Genomic DNA, 19,781 nt, shown 5'->3' on the forward strand with positions numbered 1-19,781 from the left:
GGCGTCATCCCTCTCCGTCGGTGATCCGGGCGATCGAGGCGAGCGGCACCGCCAGCCAGTCCGGCCGGTTCGCGTGCTCGTAGCCCACTTCGTAGACCGCCTTGTCCAGTTCGAAGGCGCGCAGCAGCTCGCCTTGTTCGCGCGGGTCGGCCGCGACCGCGGCGTAGCCCTCGCAGAAGGCCGCCCGGTTGCGCTGCGACCACTCCATGGCCCGCTGGGCCAGCGCCGGCTCGTCCGGCTGCCCGACCAGCATCTGCTGGGCCGCGTAGTCGAACGACCTCAGCATGCCCGCCACGTCGCGCAACGGCGACCGCAGCGCGTGGCGCTCCTCCACCGGGGCCGCCGGCTCGCCCTCGAAGTCGATCAGCAGCCAGCCGGTGACCGTCCGCAGCACCTGGCCGAGGTGCAGGTCGCCGTGGATGTACTGCATGGTCACGGAGTCGGCGGGCAGGGTCCGCAGCGTCTCGAACGCCGTCCGCAGCGCCGGGGCGTGCGCGGCCAGCTCCGGCACCCGGCCGGCGACGGTGTCGAGCCGGACGAGCATCGCCTTCATCGAGCGTTCCAGCTCGTCGGCGTCGACCGCCTCGGTGCCGAGGGCCTCGGCCAGGTCCGCGTGCACCTCGGCCACCGCGCGCCCGAGCCGCTCGGCCTCGCCGGCGAAGTCGCCGCCGACCTCCTCGGCGTGCAGCTCCGGCGCGGCCATCAGGTCGCGGACGCTCGTGGTGGCCATCGCCCAGCCGTCGACCGCGTCCGCGACGAACTGCTGGAGCATGCCGACGGTGGTCGGCTCGCCGTCGAGGTCGCCGGTGATCGAGCCGAGCACCTGCGCGATGTGCTTGCTGCCGACGCCCTGCAGCGCCCGGTGCAGCAGCAGGTCCTTGTTCTTGCCCGGCGTCAGCTTCCGGAACAGCTTGAGGATGTACTGCCCGCCGTAGACCAGCGAGGTGTTGCTCTGCTCCGAGGTGATCGGCCGCGCCCGCAGGCCGGTCTCCAGCTCGACACCGGGCTCGTGCTCGAAGACGAGCGGGCCGACGCTGCCCTCCCGCGCCATCAGGTCCAGCAACACGCCGGTGACGTCGAGGTCGCCGGACGCCTCGTAGGCGTTGAGGTCGCCGACGGCGCCGATCCAGCTGGTGGACGAGATCTCCGGCGGGTGCGTCCGGCGGCCCACGAGCAGCTGGTATGGCTCGCGCCGGTCGCCCTGGGCGACCTCGACGACCACGTGCAGCAGCTGCGGGTCGCCTTCGACCAGCTCGGTCACGCCGAGCGGCCGGACGCCGGTCACCGGCCGGTCCTTGCCGGCGAACCAGCGCTGCTCGGGCAGCCACTGCTTCAGGTCGCCGATCAGGTCGTCCACCAGCTCACGCGGGTCGGACAAGGGACTCACCTCGCTTCGCCTTCGTCTCCCGGGCTCGTCAGCTGGAACCAGTAGAAGCCGTGCCCCGGCAGCGTCAGCAGGTACGACAGGTCCCCGATGCTGGGGAACCGCACGCCACCGGTGAGCTCCACCGGCGTGCACCCGCGGTGCGCGGACAGATCCAGCTCCACCGGCTGCGGGAACCGGGAGAGGTTGTTCACGCAGAGCACGACGTCCTCGCCGCCGTCCGGGCGCCGCCACTGGCGCTTGTAGGCCAGCACGCTCGGGTTGGAGCCGCCGAGGTCGACGAACTCGCCTTCGGCGAACGCGTGGTGCTCCTTGCGCACCTCGATCATCCGCCGGGTCCAATTGAGCAAAGAGGACGAGTTGTTCGACTGCGCCTCGACGTTCAGGCCCTGGTAGCCGTACACCGGGTCCATGATCACCGGCAGGTAGATCCGGCCGGGATCGCAGGAGGAGAACCCGGCGTTGCGGTCCGGGGTCCACTGCATGGGGGTGCGGACCGCGTCGCGGTCGCCGAGCCAGATGTTGTCTCCCATGCCGATCTCGTCACCGTAGTACAGAACGGGCGAGCCCGGCAGCGAAAGCAGCATCGCCGTGAAGAGCTCCTGCTGGTTGCGGTCGTTGTCCAGCAGGGGGGCCAGCCTGCGGCGGATGCCGATGTTGGCCTTCATGCGCGGGTCCTTGGCGTACTCCGCGTACATGTAGTCGCGCTCTTCGTCGGTGACCATCTCGAGGGTCAGCTCGTCGTGGTTGCGCAGGAAGATGCCCCACTGGGTGCCGCTGGGGATCCGCGGGGTCTGGGTGAGGATCTCCGAGATCGGGAACCGCGACTCGCGGCGCACGGCCATGAAGATCCGCGGCATCAGCGGGAAGTGGAACGCCATGTGGCACTCGTCGCCGCCGACCTCCGCGTCACCGAAGTACTCGACGACGTCCGAGGGCCACTGGTTGGCCTCGGCGAGGAGAATGCGTCCGGGGTACTCGTCGTCGACGACCTTGCGGCAGCGCTTGAGGAACTCGTGCGTGCGCGGCAGGTTCTCGCAGTTGGTGCCCTCCTGCTCGAACAGGTACGGCACGGCGTCGAGGCGGAACCCGTCGATGCCCAGGTCCAGCCAGAACCGGAGGGTGTCGATCATCGCGTTCTGGACGTCGGCGTTCTCGAAGTTCAGGTCGGGCTGGTGGGAGAAGAACCGGTGCCAGTAGAACTGCCCGCGCACCGGGTCGTAGGTCCAGTTCGACGACTCGGTGTCGACGAAGATGATCCGCGCGTCGGCGTAGCGGGAGTCGTCGTCGCTCCACACGTAGTAGTCGCCGTACGGGCCGTCCGGCTCGCTGCGGGACTGCTGGAACCACGGGTGCGCGTCCGAGGTGTGGTTGAGCACCAGGTCGGTGATCACCCGGATGCCGCGCCGGTGCGCTTCGTTCAGCAGGAACACGAAGTCCTCGACGCTGCCGAACTCCGGCAGCACCGCGCGGAAGTCGCTGATGTCGTACCCGCCGTCGCGCAGCGGCGACGCGTAGAACGGCGGCAGCCAGAGGCAGTCGATGCCGAGCCAGGCCAGGTAGTCCAGGCGGCCGGCCAGGCCGCGCAGGTCGCCGGTGCCGTCGCCGTTCGAGTCGGCGAAGGCGCGCACCAGCACCTCGTAGAACACCGCGCCCTTGAACCACTCCGGGTTGCTCGGCGCCTGCTGCGCCGACCGGAAGTCGCCGGCCTGGGGCTCCACCAGCATCCCGTCGGCGGTCATCGCCTCACCGGTGTGCGGCACGCCGTCCAGCCCGAGTGCCGCGTCGGGGCGGGCTTCCTCCGCCATGTGTTCCACCTCAGTCCTCCGGTCCGTTCCTTCCCCTGCTAACCGCCGAGCCGCCGCCGGACCGACACCACGTGCGCGACGGCCCGCCAGGGCTCGAGCCGCACGAAGTTGGCCGGGCCCCAGTCCCAGGTGTCGCCGGTGACCTCGTCGTGGGCGATCAGCCGCTCGTGCGCCTCGAACCCGAGGGCCGCCGTGTCGAGCCACAGCGTGCCTTCCTGCGGGCCGTACGGGTCGAGGGTGACGACGGTGACCACGGTGTCGCCGGTGGCCGGGTCCTGTTTGGAGTACGCCAGCAGGGCGTCGTTGTCGATGTGGTGGAAGTGCAGGGTGCGCATCTGCTGCAGCGCCGGGTGCGCGCGGCGAACGGCGTTCAGCTTCGCGATCCACGGCTCCAGCGAGCGCCCCTCGGCGAGCGCGCGCTCGAAGTCGCGCGGGCGCAGCTGGTACTTCTCGGAGTCGAGGTACTCCTCGCTGCCCTCGCGGACCGGGACGTGCTCGAACAGCTCGTACCCCGAGTAGACGCCCCACGTCGGCGAGATCGTCGCGGCCAGCGCGGCCCGCAGCGCGAACATGCCGGGGCCGCCGCGCTGCAGCGACTCGTGGAGGATGTCCGGGGTGTTGACGAACAGGTTCGGGCGACCCTCGTTCCAGTGCTCGCGCAGGTCGATGGCGAAGTCGATCAGCTCCTGCTTGCCGGTCCGCCACGTGAAGTAGGTGTAGCTCTGGGTGAAGCCGAGCCGGGCCAGGCCCCACAGCCGCGCCGGGCGGGTGAACGCCTCGGCGAGGAACAGGACGTCCGGGTGGGCGTCCTTCACCGACGAGATCAGCCAGGCCCAGAAGTCCGGCGGCTTGGTGTGCGGGTTGTCGACCCGGAAGATCTTCACCCCGTGCTCGACCCAGACCAGGATGACCCGCAGCATCTCCTCGTAGACGCCCTTGGGGTCGTTGTCGAAGTTGATCGGGTAGATGTCCTGATACTTCTTCGGCGGGTTCTCCGCGTAGGCGATCGAACCGTCCGGGCGGGTGGTGAAGAACTCCTGGTTCTTGAGGACCCACGGGTGGTCCGGCGCGGCCTGCAGCGCGAAGTCGAGCGCCACCTCCATGCCCAGCTCCTCGGAGCGGGCGACGAAGGCGTCGAAGTCCTCGAAGGTGCCGAGGTCCGGGTGGATGGCGTCGTGGCCGCCCTCGTCGGAGCCGATGGCCCACGGCGAGCCGACGTCGTCGGGCTTGGCGTCGAGGGTGTTGTTGGGGCCCTTGCGGTTCACGCGGCCGATGGGGTGGACCGGCGGCAGGTAGACGACGTCGAAGCCCATCTTCGCGACCCGGTCGAGCGCGGCCGCGGCGGTGGTGAAGGTGCCGTGCACCGGCTTGCCCTCGGCGTCGAGCCCGCCGGTGGAGCGGGGGAACAGCTCGTACCAGGAGCCGAACGCGGCCCGGCGGCGGTCGACCCACAGCCGGTGCGGCTTGCCCTTGGTGATCAGCTCCCGCACCGGGAACTCGTGTATGAGCTGGCGGATCTCGGGCGAGAGCGCGGGCCCGACCCGCTCGGCGAGACTGCGTTCTTCGTCGCGCAACGCGATCAGCGCGCCGGTCAGCAGCGCTTTCTCCGCGCGGCGGTCCGGGCGGCGGGAGACGCGCTCCAGCAGCCGAGCGCCGTTCTCGAGGTCGTTGGCGAGGTCCTCGGGGCCCTGCCCGGCGGCGACCTTCACCTCGACGTTGTGCTCCCAGGTCGCCCAGGGGTCGCCCCACGCGTCGATCCGGTAGGTCCACGTGCCGGTGGTGTCCGGGACGATCACCGCGGCGAACTCGTCGGGGTGGTCGGGACCGCGCGGCACCATCCGCGCCTGGCGCGTCAGGCGGTCGTCGGGACCGCGCCACGCGACGGTCGCCGCGACGGCGTCGTGACCCTCGCGCCAGACGGTCGCGGTGACCGGGATGTGTTCCCCCACAACGGCTTTGGCCGGATACCGGCCGCAGCTCACGCTGGGGGAGACGTCGTCGATGCCGAGCCGGCCGGTCATGGGCAACGCCCCTCGGTGTGTCGGTTTGTGCGCAGGCGTCGTCAGTCTGCCTGACTCGATCAAGCACGATCGAAGCAGGGCTCTCTTGTTCTGTACCCACCCGGGCCCGGCTGAAACGCTTTGCCCGCAACGAATTTCGGGCGGATGTCCGGCAGGTTACGGCCGGGCCGCCGGCCCGCGGCAAGCCGGAACTTACGACACGCACACCCTAACGGCGAACACCCGTACCCGAATGGACGACACCCGGGTCCGCTTTTCCGGGAAAGTGCCGGTTCAGTCCTCGTGGTGGTCCGGGGCGAGGCGCGGGGCGCGCAGCAGGAGCAGCGAACGCGACTGCAGCGTCAGCCGGCTCTTGGCCTCCAGCGCGCCCGGGTTGGCCGGGCTGCCGTCCGAGGTGCTCGTGTCGAGCGTCGGCTTGAACGTCTCGCCGTACTCGCGGCCCGGCAGCACCACCTCGGCCGGCTCCTCCCCCGCGTGCAGCCACATCAGCCACGAGTGGTCGGGCACCAGCTCGCCGTCGCGGTTGCGGGCCTGGCTGTTCGAGCCGTCGACCCACATGCCCAGCGTGTGCCGGTCCTCGAACCAGTCGGTCTCGCCGAACTCTTCGCCGTCGGGGCGGAACCAGACCAGGTCCGGCTTGCCGGTCGGCGTCGTGCGGCCTTCGAAGAACTCCGGCTGCCGCAGCGCCGGGCTGTTCGACCGCAGCCGCACGACCCGGCGGGCGAAGCTCAGCATGGCCTCCGCCTCGGGGTCCTCAGGCGTCCAGTCCAGCCAGGACGTCTCATCGTCGAGGCAGTACGCGTTGTTGTTGCCGCCCTGGGTCCGCCAGAACTCGTCGCCCGCGGTGATCATCGGGGTGCCGGTGGACAGCAGCAGCGTGGCGAACATGTTCCGCACCTGCCGCGCGCGCAGCTCCCGGATCCCGCGATCGGCCGTCGCGCCCTCGGCGCCGTGGTTCCACGACCGGTTGTCGTTGCCGCCGTCGCGGTTGTCCTCGCCGTTGGCCTCGTTGTGCTTTTCGTTGTAGGACACCAGGTCCCGCATCGTGAAGCCGTCGTGGGCGGTGACGAAGTTGATCGACTGCCACGGCCGGCGCAGGTTGTGGTCGTAGAGGTCCGACGAGCCGGACAGCCGGTAGGCCAGATCGCGCACGCCGGTCGCGCCGCGCCAAAAGTCCCGCACCGTGTCGCGGTAGCGGCCGTTCCACTCCGCCCACTGGGCGCCGAAGCCGCCGACGCGGTAGCCCTCGCCGGTGGCGTCCCACGGCTCGGCGATGAGCTTGCAGCGGGTGAGCACCGGGTCGGTCGTGATCGCGGTGAGCAGCGTCGACGCGGGGTCGAACACGCCGCCGCGGGCCCGGCCGAGCGTGCTGGCCAGGTCGAACCGGAAGCCGTCGACGCCCAGCTCCTGCGTCCAGTACCGCAGCGAGTCGGTGACCAGCCGGACCACGGTGGGCGAGCCGGCTTCCAGGGTGTTGCCGCAGCCGGTGATGTCGGCCATGTGGCCGCGCTCGGTGTGCAGGTAGTACACGGGCGCGTTCAGCCCGCGGAAGCTCAGCGTCGGCCCGTCGGGGCCGCCCTCGCAGGTGTGGTTGAAGACGACGTCGATGATCACCTCGATGCCGGCCGCGTGCAGGGCCGCCACCATCAGCCGGAACTCCTCGACCTCGTGGCCGGGCTCGCTGGCGTAGCCGGCGTGCGGCGCGAAGAAGCCGAGCGGCGAGTACCCCCAGTAGTTGTGCCGGCCGGCGCGGACCAGCGACGGCTCGTCGAGGAACGAGTGCACCGGCAGCAGCTCCACCGACGTGACACCGAGCCGGGTCAGGTACTCGATGGCCACCGGGTGGGCCAGGCCGAGGTAGGTGCCGCGCAGCGCCTCCGGGATGAACGGGTGCTGCTGGGTGAACCCCTTGACGTGCAGCTCGTAGACCACCGCCTCTTCGAACGGGACCTCCGGCTTGACCCCGGTGTCCGGGCCGCCCGGCGAGGACACCACCGACAGCGGCACGCTGCCCAGGGAGTCCACTGTGGACATCGGCCCGCGCTCGGGGTCGCCGGTGAAGCCCTGCGCCGCGGTCAGGGCGGTGAGCCCGCCGGTGATCTGCCGGGCGTACGGGTCGAGGAGCAGCTTGTGCGGGTTGCAGCGCAGGCCGCGGGCCGGGTCGTACGGGCCGTGGATCCGGTAGCCGTACCGCTGCCCCGGCGTCACCCCGGGCACCAGGCCGTGCCAGACGCCGAACGTGCGCTCGGTGAGCGCGATCCGGCGCTCCGACCCGTCGGCGTCGATCAGGCACAGGTCGACCGCGTCCGCGACGGCGGAGGTGATCGCGAACCGGACCCCGCCCGCCTCGGGGTGGGCGCCGAGCGGAAACGGGCGTCCGGCGAGGACGTGCTGGGTCGAGGGTCGTGTGGCCATTCCTGAATCGTCCCAGATCCGGGTCGCATCCCGCGCGATGTGCCGCCGGAGTTATCGGGTTTCGACCAGAACGAAACAGTCCGGCGGCAGGACCGCGGCGCCCCCGTCCACGGTGGCCCCGGCCCAGGTCAGCAGGGTCTCCGTGGCGCCGAGCGGGAGCGTGACTTGGCCGGATCCGAAGTTGACGGCCAGCCGCAGCGTGCCGCGGTGCAGCACCAGCCAGGACCCGTCCGGAGCGGCGTCGATCCGCAGGTCGGCGGCCCACGGGTCGGCCAGGGCGGGGTGGTCGCGGCGCAGCCTGATCAGCGTCCGGTACAGCTCGAGCATCTCCCGGTGGCCGGGCGTGTCCACTTCGGCCCAGTCCAGCCGGGACCGCTCCACGGTGGCCGGGTCCATCGGGTCGGGCACGTCGGACTCGCCCCAGCCGTGCCGGGCGAACTCGCGACGGCGGCCGGTGCGCACGGCCTCGGCCAGCTCCGGGTCCGGGAAGGAGGCGAAGAACTGCCACGGCGTGCTCGCCGCCCACTCCTCCCCCATGAAGACCATCGGCGTGAACGGGGAGCAGAACAGGAGGGCCGCACCGCAGGCCAGCCGGCCCGGCGAGACCGTCGCGGACAGCCGGTCGCCGGTCGCGCGGTTGCCGATCTGGTCGTGGTTCTGCAGGTAGGCGAGGAAGCGGTGGCCCGGCACGGTCCGGGTGTCCACCGGGCGCCCGTGGGCCCGCTCGCGGAACGACGACCAGGTCCCGGCGTGGAAGAACACCTCGCGCAGCACCCGCTCGACGGCGTCCTGCGCGGCGAAGTCGGTGTAGTAGCCCGACTCCTCACCGGTGAGCTTGACGTGCAGCGCGTGGTGGAAGTCGTCCGACCACTGGGCGTGCAGGCCGTACCCGCCGCGCTCGCGGGGCGTGACGAGCCGCGGGTCGTTGAGGTCGGATTCGGCGATCAGCGTCAGCGGCCGGTTCAGCGCCGAGGACAGCGCCTCGGTCTCGACGGCGAGCTGTTCGAGCAAGTGGACGGCCCGACGGTCGAGCAGCGCGTGCACCGCGTCCAGGCGCAGCGCGTCGACGTGGAAGTCGCGGAACCAGCTCAGCGCGTTGTCGACGACGTACCGGCGCACCTCGTCCGAGCCGGCGCCGTCGAGGTTCAGGCCGGGACCCCAGTCGTTCTGCCCGGCGAAGTACGGCCCGAAGCGGTCGAGGTAGGCCCCCGACGGCCCGAGGTGGTTGTAGACGACGTCGAGCACGACGGCCAGGCCGCGCGCGTGGGCCGCGTCGACGAACCGCTTGAAGCCGTCCGGCCCGCCGTAGGGCTCGTGGACCGCGCCCCAGAGGACGCCGTCGTAACCCCAGCCGGCGGTGCCGTCGAAGGAGTTCACCGGCAGCAGCTCGACGTGGGTGATGCCGAGCTCGACGAGGTGGTCGAGCCGGTCGATGGCCGCGTCGAACGTGCCGCCCTCGGTGAACGTGCCGACGTGCAGCTCGTAGACGACGCCGCCGGGCAGCTGCCGCCCGTGCCAGGCGTCGTCGGTCCACGCGAAGTCCGCGTGGTCGTAGACGCGGGACTCCTGGTGGACGCCGTGGGGCTGCCACCGCGACCGCGGGTCGGGCAGGCGGTCGTCGGCGTCGTCCAGGAGGAAGGCGTAGTTGATGCCCTCGGCGTCGGCGTGCCACCAGCCGCCGTCACCGGCGGTCATCTCGTGCACGCCGGCGTCGACGCTGACCCGGACCCGGCGGGCCGACGGGGCCCACACGCTGAACCTCATGCGTCTCCTCGCACCAGCAACGCCACGGAGTACCGCTCGAACAGGGTGGCCAGGTCACCGTTGACCTCGCGGCCGGTCAGGACGTCGGTCCAGACGCCGGCCGGCAGCGGCAGCACGGTGTCGCGCCAGCCGCCGGCGGCTTCGAGGCCGACCGGCAGCCGGGTCACCGCGACCGCCAGATCCGGGCTCCTGGTGAACGCGAGGCAGTGCTCCGCCGCGGCGCCCTCGGCCCGCAGCGGCCGGTAGCCGCGGAACAGCGCCGGGTGTTCGCGCCGCAGCCGCAGCGCCTTGTGCACGACGAGCAGCTTCGCCGCGCCCGACGCGTCGATCTCCGGCAGCTCGCCGTCGACGACCCGCGACAGGATCTCGCGCCGGACCGCGTAGTCGACCGGGCGGCGGTTGTCCGGGTCGACCAGCGAGAAGTCCCACAGCTCGGTGCCCTGGTAGACGTCCGGGACGCCGGGCGCGGTCAGCTGCACGAGCTTCTGGCCGAGGGAGTTGACGTAGCCGGGCCGATCGATGCGCGCGACGAACGCCTCGACGTCCGACGCCAGTTCGGCGTCGCCCAGGACGTCCTCGGGCCAGGCGGCGACGTCGGCTTCGAACGCCTCGTCGTGGCTGGTCCAGCTGGTCCGGAGCTTGGCCTCCTTGGCCGCCTTGTCGAGGTAGTCCCGCAGCCGGGCCGGCTCGATCGGCCAGGTCGCGACCAGCGTCTGCCACGCGAGGAGGTTCAGCGACGGCTCGTCGATCCCGCGCCGCGCGGTCCACCGGCGGACGGCCTCGGCGAACTCGCCGGGCACCTCGGAAAGGACCGCCATCCGCGCGCGGGTGTCCTCCGAGCGCTTGGTGTCGTGCGTGGTCAGCGTCGTCATCGCGGCCGGGTACCCGGCTTCGCGCTCGGCCGCCAGGCGGTGGAACTCCTCGACGCCGAGGCCGAACCGGTCCGGGTTGCCGCCGACCTCGTTGAGCGCGGCGAAGCGGGTGTAGCGGTAGAACGTCGTGTCCTCGGTGCCCTTCGCCACGACCATGCCGGACGTCTGCTGGATCCGGGTGGCCAGCTCGCTGTCCGGGTTCTTCCGCACGTAGGCGTCCAGGATGAGCAGCGCGTCGGCGAGGTCCGGCCGGGCCTGACGGGCGGCCGCGATCGCGGCCGCCCAGTGCTCCGCGCCTTCGGGGAGGTACGAGCGGTAGACGGGGAAGGCGACCATCGTCTCGGCCACGGCCTGCCTCGCGGCTTCGGGGTCGATGTCGGGCAGCAGCGCGGCGATCCGCCGCACCTCGGCCACCAGGATGTGGTCGGTGACCAGGCGGCGGGCCTCCGCCTCGACGCGGTGGTAGCCGGTCTTCACGCCCAGCTCCGTCGCCAGCGCGGTGAAGTCCGGCTCGGCGGCCGGGTCGACGAACACGCCGGCGACCTCGCGCAGGGCGTCGTAGCCGGTGGTGCCGTCGACCGGCCAGCTCTGCGGCAGCGGCTCGCCCGGGTGCAGGATCTTCTCGGCCACGATCCAGGCGTTCGGCGCGTTCTCGCGCAGCCGCCGGAAGTAGCCGCCCGGGTCGGCGAGGCCGTCCGGGTGGTCGACGCGCAGGCCGGTGACGTCGCCGTCGGCGACCCAGCGCAGGACCTCCCCGTGCGTCTCGGCGAACACGGTCGGGTCCTCGACGCGGACCGCGGCCAGGTTCGTGATGTCGAAGAACCGGCGGTAGGTGAGCTCCGCGTTGCCGCGGCGCCAGCCGATCAGCCGGTAGTGCTGGCGCTCGTGGACTTCTTGGGGCGTCCCGCCTTCCGTGCCGGGGGCGATCGGGAAGCGGTGGTCGTAGTAGACCAGCTCGTCACCGTCGACCGTCAGCTCCGAGACAGCGTCGTCTTCGCCGAGCACCGGCAGCAGCAGCGGGCCGCGGTCCCAGTCGACGTCGAAGAAGGACGCGAACTCCGACTCGCGGCCGTGCGTGAGCACGTCCCACCACCACCGGTTGACCTTCGGCACCTCGACCGACATGTGGTTCGGCACGATGTCGACGACCAGGCCCAGCCCGAGCTCCTTCAGCAGCGTGCTGAGCTCCTGCCGGGCCGACTCGCCACCCAGCGCGGGCCGCGCGCGCGTCGTGTCGACGACGTCGTAGCCGTGGGTCGAGCCGGGTGCCGCGTCGAGCACCGGCGACGCGTAGAGCGCGCCGATGCCCAGGTCACGCAGGTAGCCGGCGATGCCGGCGGCGTCGCTGAAGGGGAACTCCGGGCGCAGCTGCACCCGGTAGGTCGACTCCGGCACCGTCATGCGGGCTCCGTTCGCTGCAGCACGATGAGGGACCGGGCGGGCAGGGTGAACTGGCCGCCGCCTTCGATGGATTTCGCGTCGTGGGGCTCGACCTCGCCCGTCGCGGTGTCGACCACGACGGTCCAGGCCTGGCCGTAGCCGTTGCCCGGGAGCTTGGCGTCGATGTCCTCGTAGTGGGCGTTGAACGCGAGCAGGAACGAGTCGTCCTCGACGTGCATCCCGCGCGGGTCGAGGTCCGGGATCCCCTGGCCGTTGAGGAAGACGACGACTGCCTTGCCGAAGCCGTCGTCCCAGTTCTGCTCGGTCATCTCCTCGCCGGCCGGGGTGAACCAGGCGATGTCGCCGAGCTTGTCGCCCTTGCCGACCGGGCCGCCCTGGAAGAAGCGGCGGCGGCGGAACACCGGGTGCCGGTGCCGGAACGCGCCCAGCCCGCCGGTGAACCGGACCAGGTCGGCGTGCTCGGTGGCCAGCGCCCAGTCCATCCAGGACAGCTCGGAGTCCTGGCAGTAGACGTTGTTGTTGCCCTGCTGGGTGCGGCCGAACTCGTCGCCGTGCAGGATCATCGGCACGCCCTGGGACAGCAGCACCGTGGCCAGCATGTTGCGGTGCTGGCGGGCGCGCAGCTCCAGGACCTCGGGGTCGTCGGTCTCGCCCTCGACCCCGCAGTTCCACGACCGGTTGTCGTCGGCGCCGTCGCGGCCGTCCTCGCCGTTGGCCTCGTTGTGCTTTTCGTTGTAGGACACCAGGTCCCGCATCGTGAAGCCGTCGTGGGCGGTGACGAAGTTGATCGACGCGAACGGGCGGCGGCCGTCGTCCTGGTAGAGGTCCGAGGAGCCGGTGATCCGCGACGCGAACTCGCCGAGCGTCGAGGGCTCGCCCCGCCAGAAGTCGCGGACGGTGTCGCGGTACTGCCCGTTCCACTCCGTCCACAGCGGCGGGAAGTTGCCGACCTGGTAGCCACCGGGACCGACGTCCCACGGCTCGGCGATCAGCTTCACCTGGCTGACGATCGGGTCCTGTTGCACGAGGTCGAAGAACGTGGACAGCCGGTCGACGTCGTAGAACTCGCGCGCCAGCGCCGAGGCGAGGTCGAAGCGGAAGCCGTCGACGTGCATCTCCGTCACCCAGTACCGCAGCGAGTCCATGATCAGCTGCAGGGTGTGCGGGTTGCGGACGTTCAGGGAGTTCCCGGTGCCGGTGTAGTCCATGTAGTACTCGGGCTCCCCCTCCACCAGCCGGTAGTAGGCCTCGTTGTCGATGCCCCGCATCGACAGCGTCGGCCCGAGGTGGTTGCCCTCCGCGGTGTGGTTGTAAACCACGTCGAGGATCACTTCGATGCCGGCCTCGTGGAAGGCCTTGACCATGCCCTTGAACTCCTGGACCTGGCCGCCCTCGCCGGGCATCGCGGCGTAGGAGTCGTGCGGGGCGAAGTAGCCGATCGTGTTGTAGCCCCAGTAGTTCGTGAGGCCCTTCTCCTCCAGGCCGTGGTCGGAGACGAACTGGTGCACCGGCAGCAGCTCCACCGCCGTCACGCCGAGCTTCTGCAGGTGCTCGACGACGGCGGGGTGCGCCAGGCCGGCGTAGGTGCCCCGCAGCGCCTCGGGCACGAACGGGTGGTTCACCGTCATGCCCTTGACGTGCGCTTCGTAGATGACCGTTTCGGCGTACGGCCGTTTCGGCTGGCGGTCGTTGCCCCAGTCGAAGAACGGGTTCGCCACCAGCGAGTACGGCACCCGGCCGGCGGAGTCGTCGTCGTTGCGCTCGTCCGGGTTGGCGAACTGGTAGCCGAACAGCGACTCGTCCCACTTCACGCCGTGCGAGACGGCCTTCGCGTAGGGGTCGATGAGCAGCTTGTTCGGGTTGCAGCGCAGGCCGCGAGCCGGGTCGTACGGGCCGTGGACGCGGAAGCCGTACCGCTGTCCGGGCCCGACGTTGAGCAGGTAGCCGTGGTGGACGAAGCCGTCCACCTCTTCGAGCGCGTACCGCGTCTCGTTGCCCTCGGCGTCGAACAGGCACAGTTCGACCCGCTCGGCCACCTCGGAGAACAGGGCGAAGTTCGTCCCGACTCCGTCGTAGGTGGCGCCGAGCGGATAGGACGTTCCGGGCCAGGGCCGCACTGGGGTCTCCTCGAGCTGTTACAGGGGTGTACCGGGCGCGTCCGCACTCGCGGACGCGCGTCACTGCGGGGGTCGCGCGCCGGGGGTACCCGCTATCCGGGCAACGGACGCGCCGCGGCCAGCGGCGCGACCGCGGCGCGCACCCCCTTCGCGGTGAAGAAGCCGTCGACGCTGACGGGAAGGGGAATCCGCCAGTTAGGGTACTGGTCGACCGTCCCGGGCAGATTCGGCTGCCGTACCTGGCCCGCGACGTCGGCCGGTGACGTCAGCACCAGCCGGGACGCCGCTCGCGCGAGCAGGGTGTGCAACGCGACGACCATGTCGTCGTCCGGAATCCCTTCGCGCGCAAGGAGTTCTCGCAGCGCTTGGCGTTCCGCGGCGGCTGCTTCTTCCTCGGCTTCGACGCCCCGGTCCAGCAGCCCCAGCTCGGCCCGGACCCGGACGTGCTCGCTCTTCAGCCACCCGGAGACCGTCGGCAGGTCGTGCGTGGAGATGCTGGCCATGGCCTCCGGGTCCCACCCGTCCGGGCGCGTAAACGGCTTGCCCGGCGAATCCCAGTCGCGTTCGAACCACAGGACGGCCGAGCTGAGCATGCCGCGCTCGTGCATGGTCTCGGTGACGGTCTCCTCGACGGTGCCGAGGTCCTCCCCCACGACGACCGCGCCGGCCCGGTGCGCCTCGAGCGCGAGCACGCCGACCATGGCCTCGGCGTCGTAGTGGACGTACGTGCCGCGGTGCGCGGGCTCGCCCGGCGGGATCCACCAGAGCCGCCAGAGCCCGGCGATGTGGTCGACGCGGATGCCGTCGGCGTAACGCAGGACACCGCGGATGACGTCCCGGAACGGCGCGTACCCGGCCTCGGCGAGCTTGTCCGGCCGCCACGGCGGCAGGTTCCAGTCCTGGCCCTGCTGGTTGAAGGCGTCCGGCGGGGCGCCGACGCGGACGTCGGCGGCGAAGACGTCCCGCACCGCCCAGGTGTCGGCCCCGCCGGGGTGCACGCCGACGGGCAGGTCGTGCACGATCCCGACGGTCATCCCGGCCTCGCGCGCTCGGGCGCGGGCCCTTTCCAGCTGGACCCGGCACAGGTGCTGCAGCCACGCGTGGAAGCCGACGCGCTCCTTCAGCTCGTCCCGGGCCTTCGCGACCTCGGGTCCGGCCGGGTCGCGCAGGGCCTCCGGCCAGTCCCGCCAGTCCGCGCCGTGCCGCTCGGCGAGGGCGCAGAAGAGGGCGAAGTCTTCGAGGTTGGCGTCCGCGGGCGGCTCCTCGACGCGGTGCGGCCACAGCAGCTCGAGGGCGGCGCGCTTCGCCGTCCACACGGCGTCGTAGTCGATGAGCTCGCCGTCGCGGTCCGGGGCCAGGGAGGTCACCGCCTCCTGCGTCGCGGCATCGGCCCGCGCGTAGGTCTCGGTGGCGGTGACGCGCAGGTAGATCGGGTTGGCGAAGCGCCGGCTCGCGGGCGAGTAGGGCGACCGCTCGACGGGGTGGGCCGGGCTGAAGGCCTGCACGGGGTTGACCAGCAGCACGCCGGCGTCCAGCTCCGAGGCCGAGCGGGCGGCGAAGGTCGCGAGGTCGGCGTAGTCGCCGATGCCCCAGGAGCCGGCCGAGTGCAGGGCGTAGAGCTGCAGCATCCAGCCCCACGCGGGCGGGACGTCCGGCAGCTTCGCGGGCACGACGGCGAGCACGACGTCCTGGTCGGCGGTGACCACCCGGTGCCAGCCGAGCGGCAGGTCGGCGGGCAGATCGCCGGCGGTGACCCGCCGGCCCCCGTCTTCGAGGAAGATCTCGGCGTTGGTACCGAGTGGCCGCGTGGCGCCTTGTTTCACCACGATGGTCGGCGGCAGCTTCTCGGTGGTTTCGCGGGCGCCGAGTGCCTGGGCGACGGCGTCGTCACTGGTGGCATCGACACCGAACTGCCCCAGGACGGCCACGACGACGTCGTCTTCGACCTCGACCCACTCCTGGTCGGCGTTCTCGTACCGGGTGGCGACGCCGTAGCGGTCGGCGAGCTGGTGCAGGGCACTGCGGGCGGGGATCTCGTCGGGCACGAGCCCAGCATTCCGGTGCCCGGCCGATCCCGCCATCCGCACGGGCCGACGTCACCCCGGAGCCGTTCTGCGGAAATCTTCGTGACCTTCTAACTTCTCCTCATGGGTGTGCGGAGAACCTTGAACGTGGACGACGTCCTGAAGCGCCAGGACTCCGGGGAGCTCAAGCGGCGGCTGCGCGGGCGCGACCTGGTCGGGTTCGGCGTCGGGATCATCATCGGCACCGGCATCTTCACCCTCGCGGGCGTCGAGGCGAAGACGCACGCCGGGCCCGCGGTGACACTGTCGTTCGTGCTCGGCGCGGTCGTCGCGGGGCTCGCGGCGCTCTGCTACGCCGAGCTCGCCTCCAGCGTCCCGACGGCCGGAAGCGCCTACACGTACGCCTTCGCCACCCTCGGCGAGGTGTTCGCCTGGATCATCGGCTGGGACCTGCTGCTGGAGTTCGCGCTCGGCGCCGCCGTGGTGTCGCGCGGCTGGTCCGGCTACCTGGCCAACCTGCTCGGGCTGTCGCCGCAGTGGTTCGGCGAGGACGCGAAGGTGAACGTCGGGGCGGTGATGATCATCGCCGTGCTGACCGTCGTCGCGGTGCTGGGCATCAAGGAGTCGGCCTGGCTGACCAACCTGCTCGTGTGCGTGAAGGTCGCCGTCTGCGTGCTGGTGCTGGCGGTCGGCTTGTTCTTCGTCAAGGGCGCGAACCTCACGCCGTTCATCCCGGCCGCGAAGCCGCCCGAGAACGGCTCCACGGTGCTGGAGCAGCCGATCGTCCAGGCCGCGCTCGGCCTGGAGCAGTCGGTCTACGGCATCGCCGGGATGGTCACCGCCGCCGCCATCGTCTTCTTCGCCTACACCGGTTTCGAAGCGCTCGCGAACCTCGGCGAGGAGACGCTGAACCCGCGCAAGGACCTCCGCGTCGGCATCCTCGGCGCGCTCGGCGTCTGCGCGCTGCTCTACATCGGCGTGTCGATCGTGCTGACCGGCATGATCCCGTTCACCGACATCGACACCGGCGCGCCGCTGGCCGACGCGTTCGACAAGGTCGGCCAGCACTGGGTCGGCGCGCTCATCTCGCTCGGCGCGGTGACCGGGCTGACGTCGGTGATGATGGTCGAGCTGGTCACGATCGGGCGGATCGGCTTCGCGATGGGCCGCGACGGCCTGCTGCCGAAGGCGCTCGGGCGCACGCACCCGCGCTGGGGCACCCCGCACCGGATGACCATCGGCGGCGCCGTGCTGATCGCCGTGCTGGCCGCGTTCATCCCGATCTCCGAGCTGGCCGACATGGTGAGCATCGGCGCGCTGTCGGCGATGATCATCGTGGCCGTCGCGGTGCCGGTGCTGCGCCGCCGCCGTCCCGACCTGGACCGGCCGTTCTCCGTGCCGTTCTCGCCGGTGGTCCCGATCCTGGCGGCGCTGGCGTGCCTGTACCTGATGCTCAACCTCAACGTGCTCACCTGGATCCGGTTCGCCGTGTGGCTGGTGATCGGCCTGGTCATCTACTTCGCCTACGGCCGCCGCCATTCCCGCTTCGCGCCCGAGAACGCCGAGGCGGTCAGTCCCAAAACGACGGAGTGAGGCCGGCGACGCGGGCCGCCTCGCGCGTCACGGCGACCTGGTCCGCGTCGACGACCACCAGCACGCCCAGCCCGGCCAGCGCCGCGGCGACCCATTCGACGGGCTGGCCGTGGATCCCGTTGTCCCCGAACGACGGATAAGTGTCCACAACGGACAGCAGCGTGCCTTCCGCGCCGATGCGGACGCCCGCCACGAGCACGAAGTGGCCACCCTGCGGACGCCAGCGGGACGTCCACAGTGGCGGGACGCCGGTGTCGAGGTAGTCGAGCAGCGCGCGTTCCGGGGTGTCGTGGGCGCCGAGCTCGGCGCCGTCGATCCGGGCGATCACGGCGACGCGCGGCACGTCCCACAGGCCGACCAGCAGCTCGAAGAGCGTCTCGGTGGTCCACTCCCCCGTCACCGGGACCGCCGCCAGTGCGCCGCCCGACAGCGAACGGACGGCCCTCGCCAGCCCGGAAACCCGCGTCCCCGCCGCGGCCGGGTCGGCGGCGAGCGGCACGGGCAACCGGAATTCCGGGCGGCCGGCCTCGCCCGGCGGCCGCACGACCGGCCCGCGGACCGTCCCCGCGGCCACCGCGACGGCGTCCTGGTCGGGCACGTCGAGCCCGGCCGCGCGCAGCGCCGCGAGCCCGCAGAACGCCGCGGCCAAGCCGTCCTTCTGGGGCAGCTCCGCCTGGGCGGTAGCGGCCAGCCGGGCCCCGCCCGGCAGCCACCGCACCCCGGACAGGTCGAGCTGCCCGCCGTCGATCCCCGAAGACATCGGTCCCCTCAATAGCGCCACAGGTGTGCGGCGACGATCTCCTCGACACTCCGCTCGGTCGCCCACGCCGCGTCGGACGCCCGGACCGCGCGGAAGGCCCCCAGCAGATCGTCGCCGAGCGCGCCGGCGACCCGTGGTGAGGCCAGCAGCGCGGTGTCCTGTCCGGCGGTGTCCGCCGGCAGCCGACGCACGCCGCGCGTCTCCCGCTCGCCTTCGGTCCAGCCGCCCGGGTCCTCGGCGATCGGCTCGGGCAGCGCGGCGGAGTCTTCGATGCCGGCCATCCCGGCGGCGAGCACCACGGCCAGCGCGAGGTACGGGTTGGCCGAGGCGTCGGAGGTCTTGAGCTCGACGTTCGCGTGGTCGGCGCCCAGCAGCGGCGAGCCCGGGACGTACCGCAGCGGCGCCTCCCGGTTCTCGACACCCCAGAACGCGTACGCGCCCGCGAAGTAGCCGGGCCGCAGCCGCAGGGTCGACGGGACGCTCGGCGCGGTGATCGCGGTCAACGCCGGCAGGTCGCGCAGCAGCCCGGCCAGGTATCCCGCGCCGTCGCCACCGGGCAGGCCCTCACCGTCTAGGAGGTTGCGGCCCTTGCGCCGGACGGAGGTGTGCAGGTGCCAGCCGTTGCCGGCCGCGCCGAGCCCGATCAACGGCGCGAAGCTGACGACGAGGCCGTGCGCGTGCGCGGCGGCGTGGATGGTCTGGCGGGCCAGCAGCTGGTCGTCGGCGGCGGAGACCGGATCGGTGGCGGCGAGCGACAGCTCGACCTGCGCGACGCCGTACTCGGCGTGCAGCTGGCCGATCCGCAGGCCGTTGGCGGCGAAGTCGTGCAGGAGGGCGGCGACGAAGCCGTCGAGCCCGACGAGGGCGTGCGGGCTGTAGGCGGGGCCGGGGTGCCCGGGCGTGGTGACGACGTCGGTGCTGCCCGCGGGCGCGACGGCGAACTCGAGCTCGTAGCCGGCGCGGAACTCCAGCCCGCGCCGCGCGGCCTCGGCGACCTGCGCTTCGAGGACGGCGCGCTGGCAGTAGGGCCATGGATCGCCGTCTCGCGTGAGCTGGTGGACGGGCGCCCAGGCGAGCGCGGGCTGCCCGGCGAGCCGCCGCAGCCGGTCGACGACGGGCACGAGCCGGATGTCCCCGGAGGGCGTGGCGAGACCGGCGTGCCCGTAGGTGATGGCGTCGTGGCTGTCGAAGACGGCGAAGAGCGAGGTGGCCCCGACGCCCCGGGTGGCGGCATCGGCGAGGCCGCCGACGGGAACGATGCGCGAGCGCGGGATGCCGTTGTTGTCCGCCCAGGCGAGGTGCACACCCCCCACCCCGGCCGCGGCGAAGTCCTTCGCCGCGGCTGACGCCGCCTTGGTCATGCCACTCGCCTCCTGCCGCCGGGCCCAGTATCCCGGTCGGCGGTGACGGAGGCCATCACGATCCGGCCCGCGGACACGCCCGCCCCGGTCGTTCCCTGGCAGGGCTCCGACAGAGCCGGGTGGGCGAGGCCGGATCGGCGGTGGCTCGGCGGGCGCCGGCGTGTCTTGAATGAAGCTTCTATGTCAAGTTGCTGCTTGTAGCTGGTGTTGGTGGTCGGTGAGCAGGGCCTGGTAGATGGCGTTGGTGAGGTGACGTTTAAG

Annotated in this window: 11 protein-coding genes; 1 reads left to right on the forward strand and 10 read right to left on the reverse strand. The window is 71.8% G+C overall.

Annotated features, from left to right (window positions below):
• Positions 1-4: 4 nt before the first annotated feature.
• The 8 genes from AB0M59_RS19555 to malQ all read right to left on the reverse strand — a co-directional run bounded on the left by AB0M59_RS19555 (position 5) and on the right by malQ (position 15,827).
• Positions 5-1,378: a phosphotransferase gene (locus AB0M59_RS19555; RefSeq protein ID WP_364616785.1), complete on the reverse strand. Its 1,374-nt coding sequence runs from the start codon at positions 1,376-1,378 to the stop codon at positions 5-7.
• A gap of 5 nt (positions 1,379-1,383) precedes the next feature.
• A complete protein-coding gene (gene treS / locus AB0M59_RS19560; RefSeq protein WP_364616787.1) occupies positions 1,384-3,192 on the reverse strand; it encodes a maltose alpha-D-glucosyltransferase in 1,809 nt (602 codons plus the stop codon).
• Positions 3,193-3,230: 38 nt separating this feature from the next.
• A complete protein-coding gene (locus AB0M59_RS19565; RefSeq protein WP_364616789.1) occupies positions 3,231-5,213 on the reverse strand; it encodes a maltotransferase domain-containing protein in 1,983 nt (660 codons plus the stop codon).
• Positions 5,214-5,486: 273 nt separating this feature from the next.
• A complete protein-coding gene (glgX, locus tag AB0M59_RS19570) occupies positions 5,487-7,628 on the reverse strand; it encodes a glycogen debranching protein GlgX (RefSeq protein ID WP_364616791.1) in 2,142 nt (713 codons plus the stop codon).
• 51 nt (positions 7,629-7,679) lie between these two features.
• Positions 7,680-9,392, reverse strand: a complete 1,713-nt coding sequence (gene treZ / locus AB0M59_RS19575; protein ID WP_364616793.1) for a malto-oligosyltrehalose trehalohydrolase — start codon at positions 9,390-9,392, stop codon at positions 7,680-7,682.
• Positions 9,389-11,665, reverse strand: a complete 2,277-nt coding sequence (gene treY / locus AB0M59_RS19580) for a malto-oligosyltrehalose synthase (protein ID WP_364616795.1) — start codon at positions 11,663-11,665, stop codon at positions 9,389-9,391. Before treY ends, treZ begins: the two co-directional genes overlap by 4 nt.
• A complete protein-coding gene (glgX, locus tag AB0M59_RS19585; RefSeq protein WP_364616797.1) occupies positions 11,662-13,782 on the reverse strand; it encodes a glycogen debranching protein GlgX in 2,121 nt (706 codons plus the stop codon). Before glgX (AB0M59_RS19585) ends, treY begins: the two co-directional genes overlap by 4 nt.
• A 92-nt stretch (positions 13,783-13,874) precedes the next feature.
• Positions 13,875-15,827 carry a 4-alpha-glucanotransferase gene (gene malQ / locus AB0M59_RS19590; RefSeq protein ID WP_364616799.1) on the reverse strand — a complete coding sequence of 651 codons (1,953 nt, stop codon included), beginning with the start codon at positions 15,825-15,827 and terminating at the stop codon, positions 13,875-13,877.
• A 102-nt stretch (positions 15,828-15,929) separates the two neighbouring features.
• Here malQ and AB0M59_RS19595 point away from each other — a divergent pair, with 102 nt between their 5' ends.
• The gene (locus tag AB0M59_RS19595; RefSeq protein WP_364616801.1) at positions 15,930-17,399 is read left to right on the forward strand and encodes an amino acid permease; all 1,470 of its coding nucleotides are present in this window, start codon (positions 15,930-15,932) and stop codon (positions 17,397-17,399) included.
• Here AB0M59_RS19595 and AB0M59_RS19600 read toward each other — a convergent pair.
• A complete protein-coding gene (locus tag AB0M59_RS19600) occupies positions 17,377-18,159 on the reverse strand; it encodes a hypothetical protein (protein ID WP_364616803.1) in 783 nt (260 codons plus the stop codon). The two genes, AB0M59_RS19595 and AB0M59_RS19600, sit on opposite strands and share 23 nt — an antisense overlap.
• Before the next feature lie 8 nt (positions 18,160-18,167).
• On the reverse strand, positions 18,168-19,520 hold the full coding sequence (locus AB0M59_RS19605; RefSeq protein ID WP_364616805.1) for a glutamine synthetase family protein: 1,353 nt from the start codon (positions 19,518-19,520) through the stop codon (positions 18,168-18,170).
• Positions 19,521-19,781: the final 261 nt, after the last annotated feature.

Origin of the sequence: Amycolatopsis sp. NPDC051371 (assembly GCF_040682155.1) — a bacterium.
Lineage (GTDB): Bacteria > Actinomycetota > Actinomycetes > Mycobacteriales > Pseudonocardiaceae > Amycolatopsis.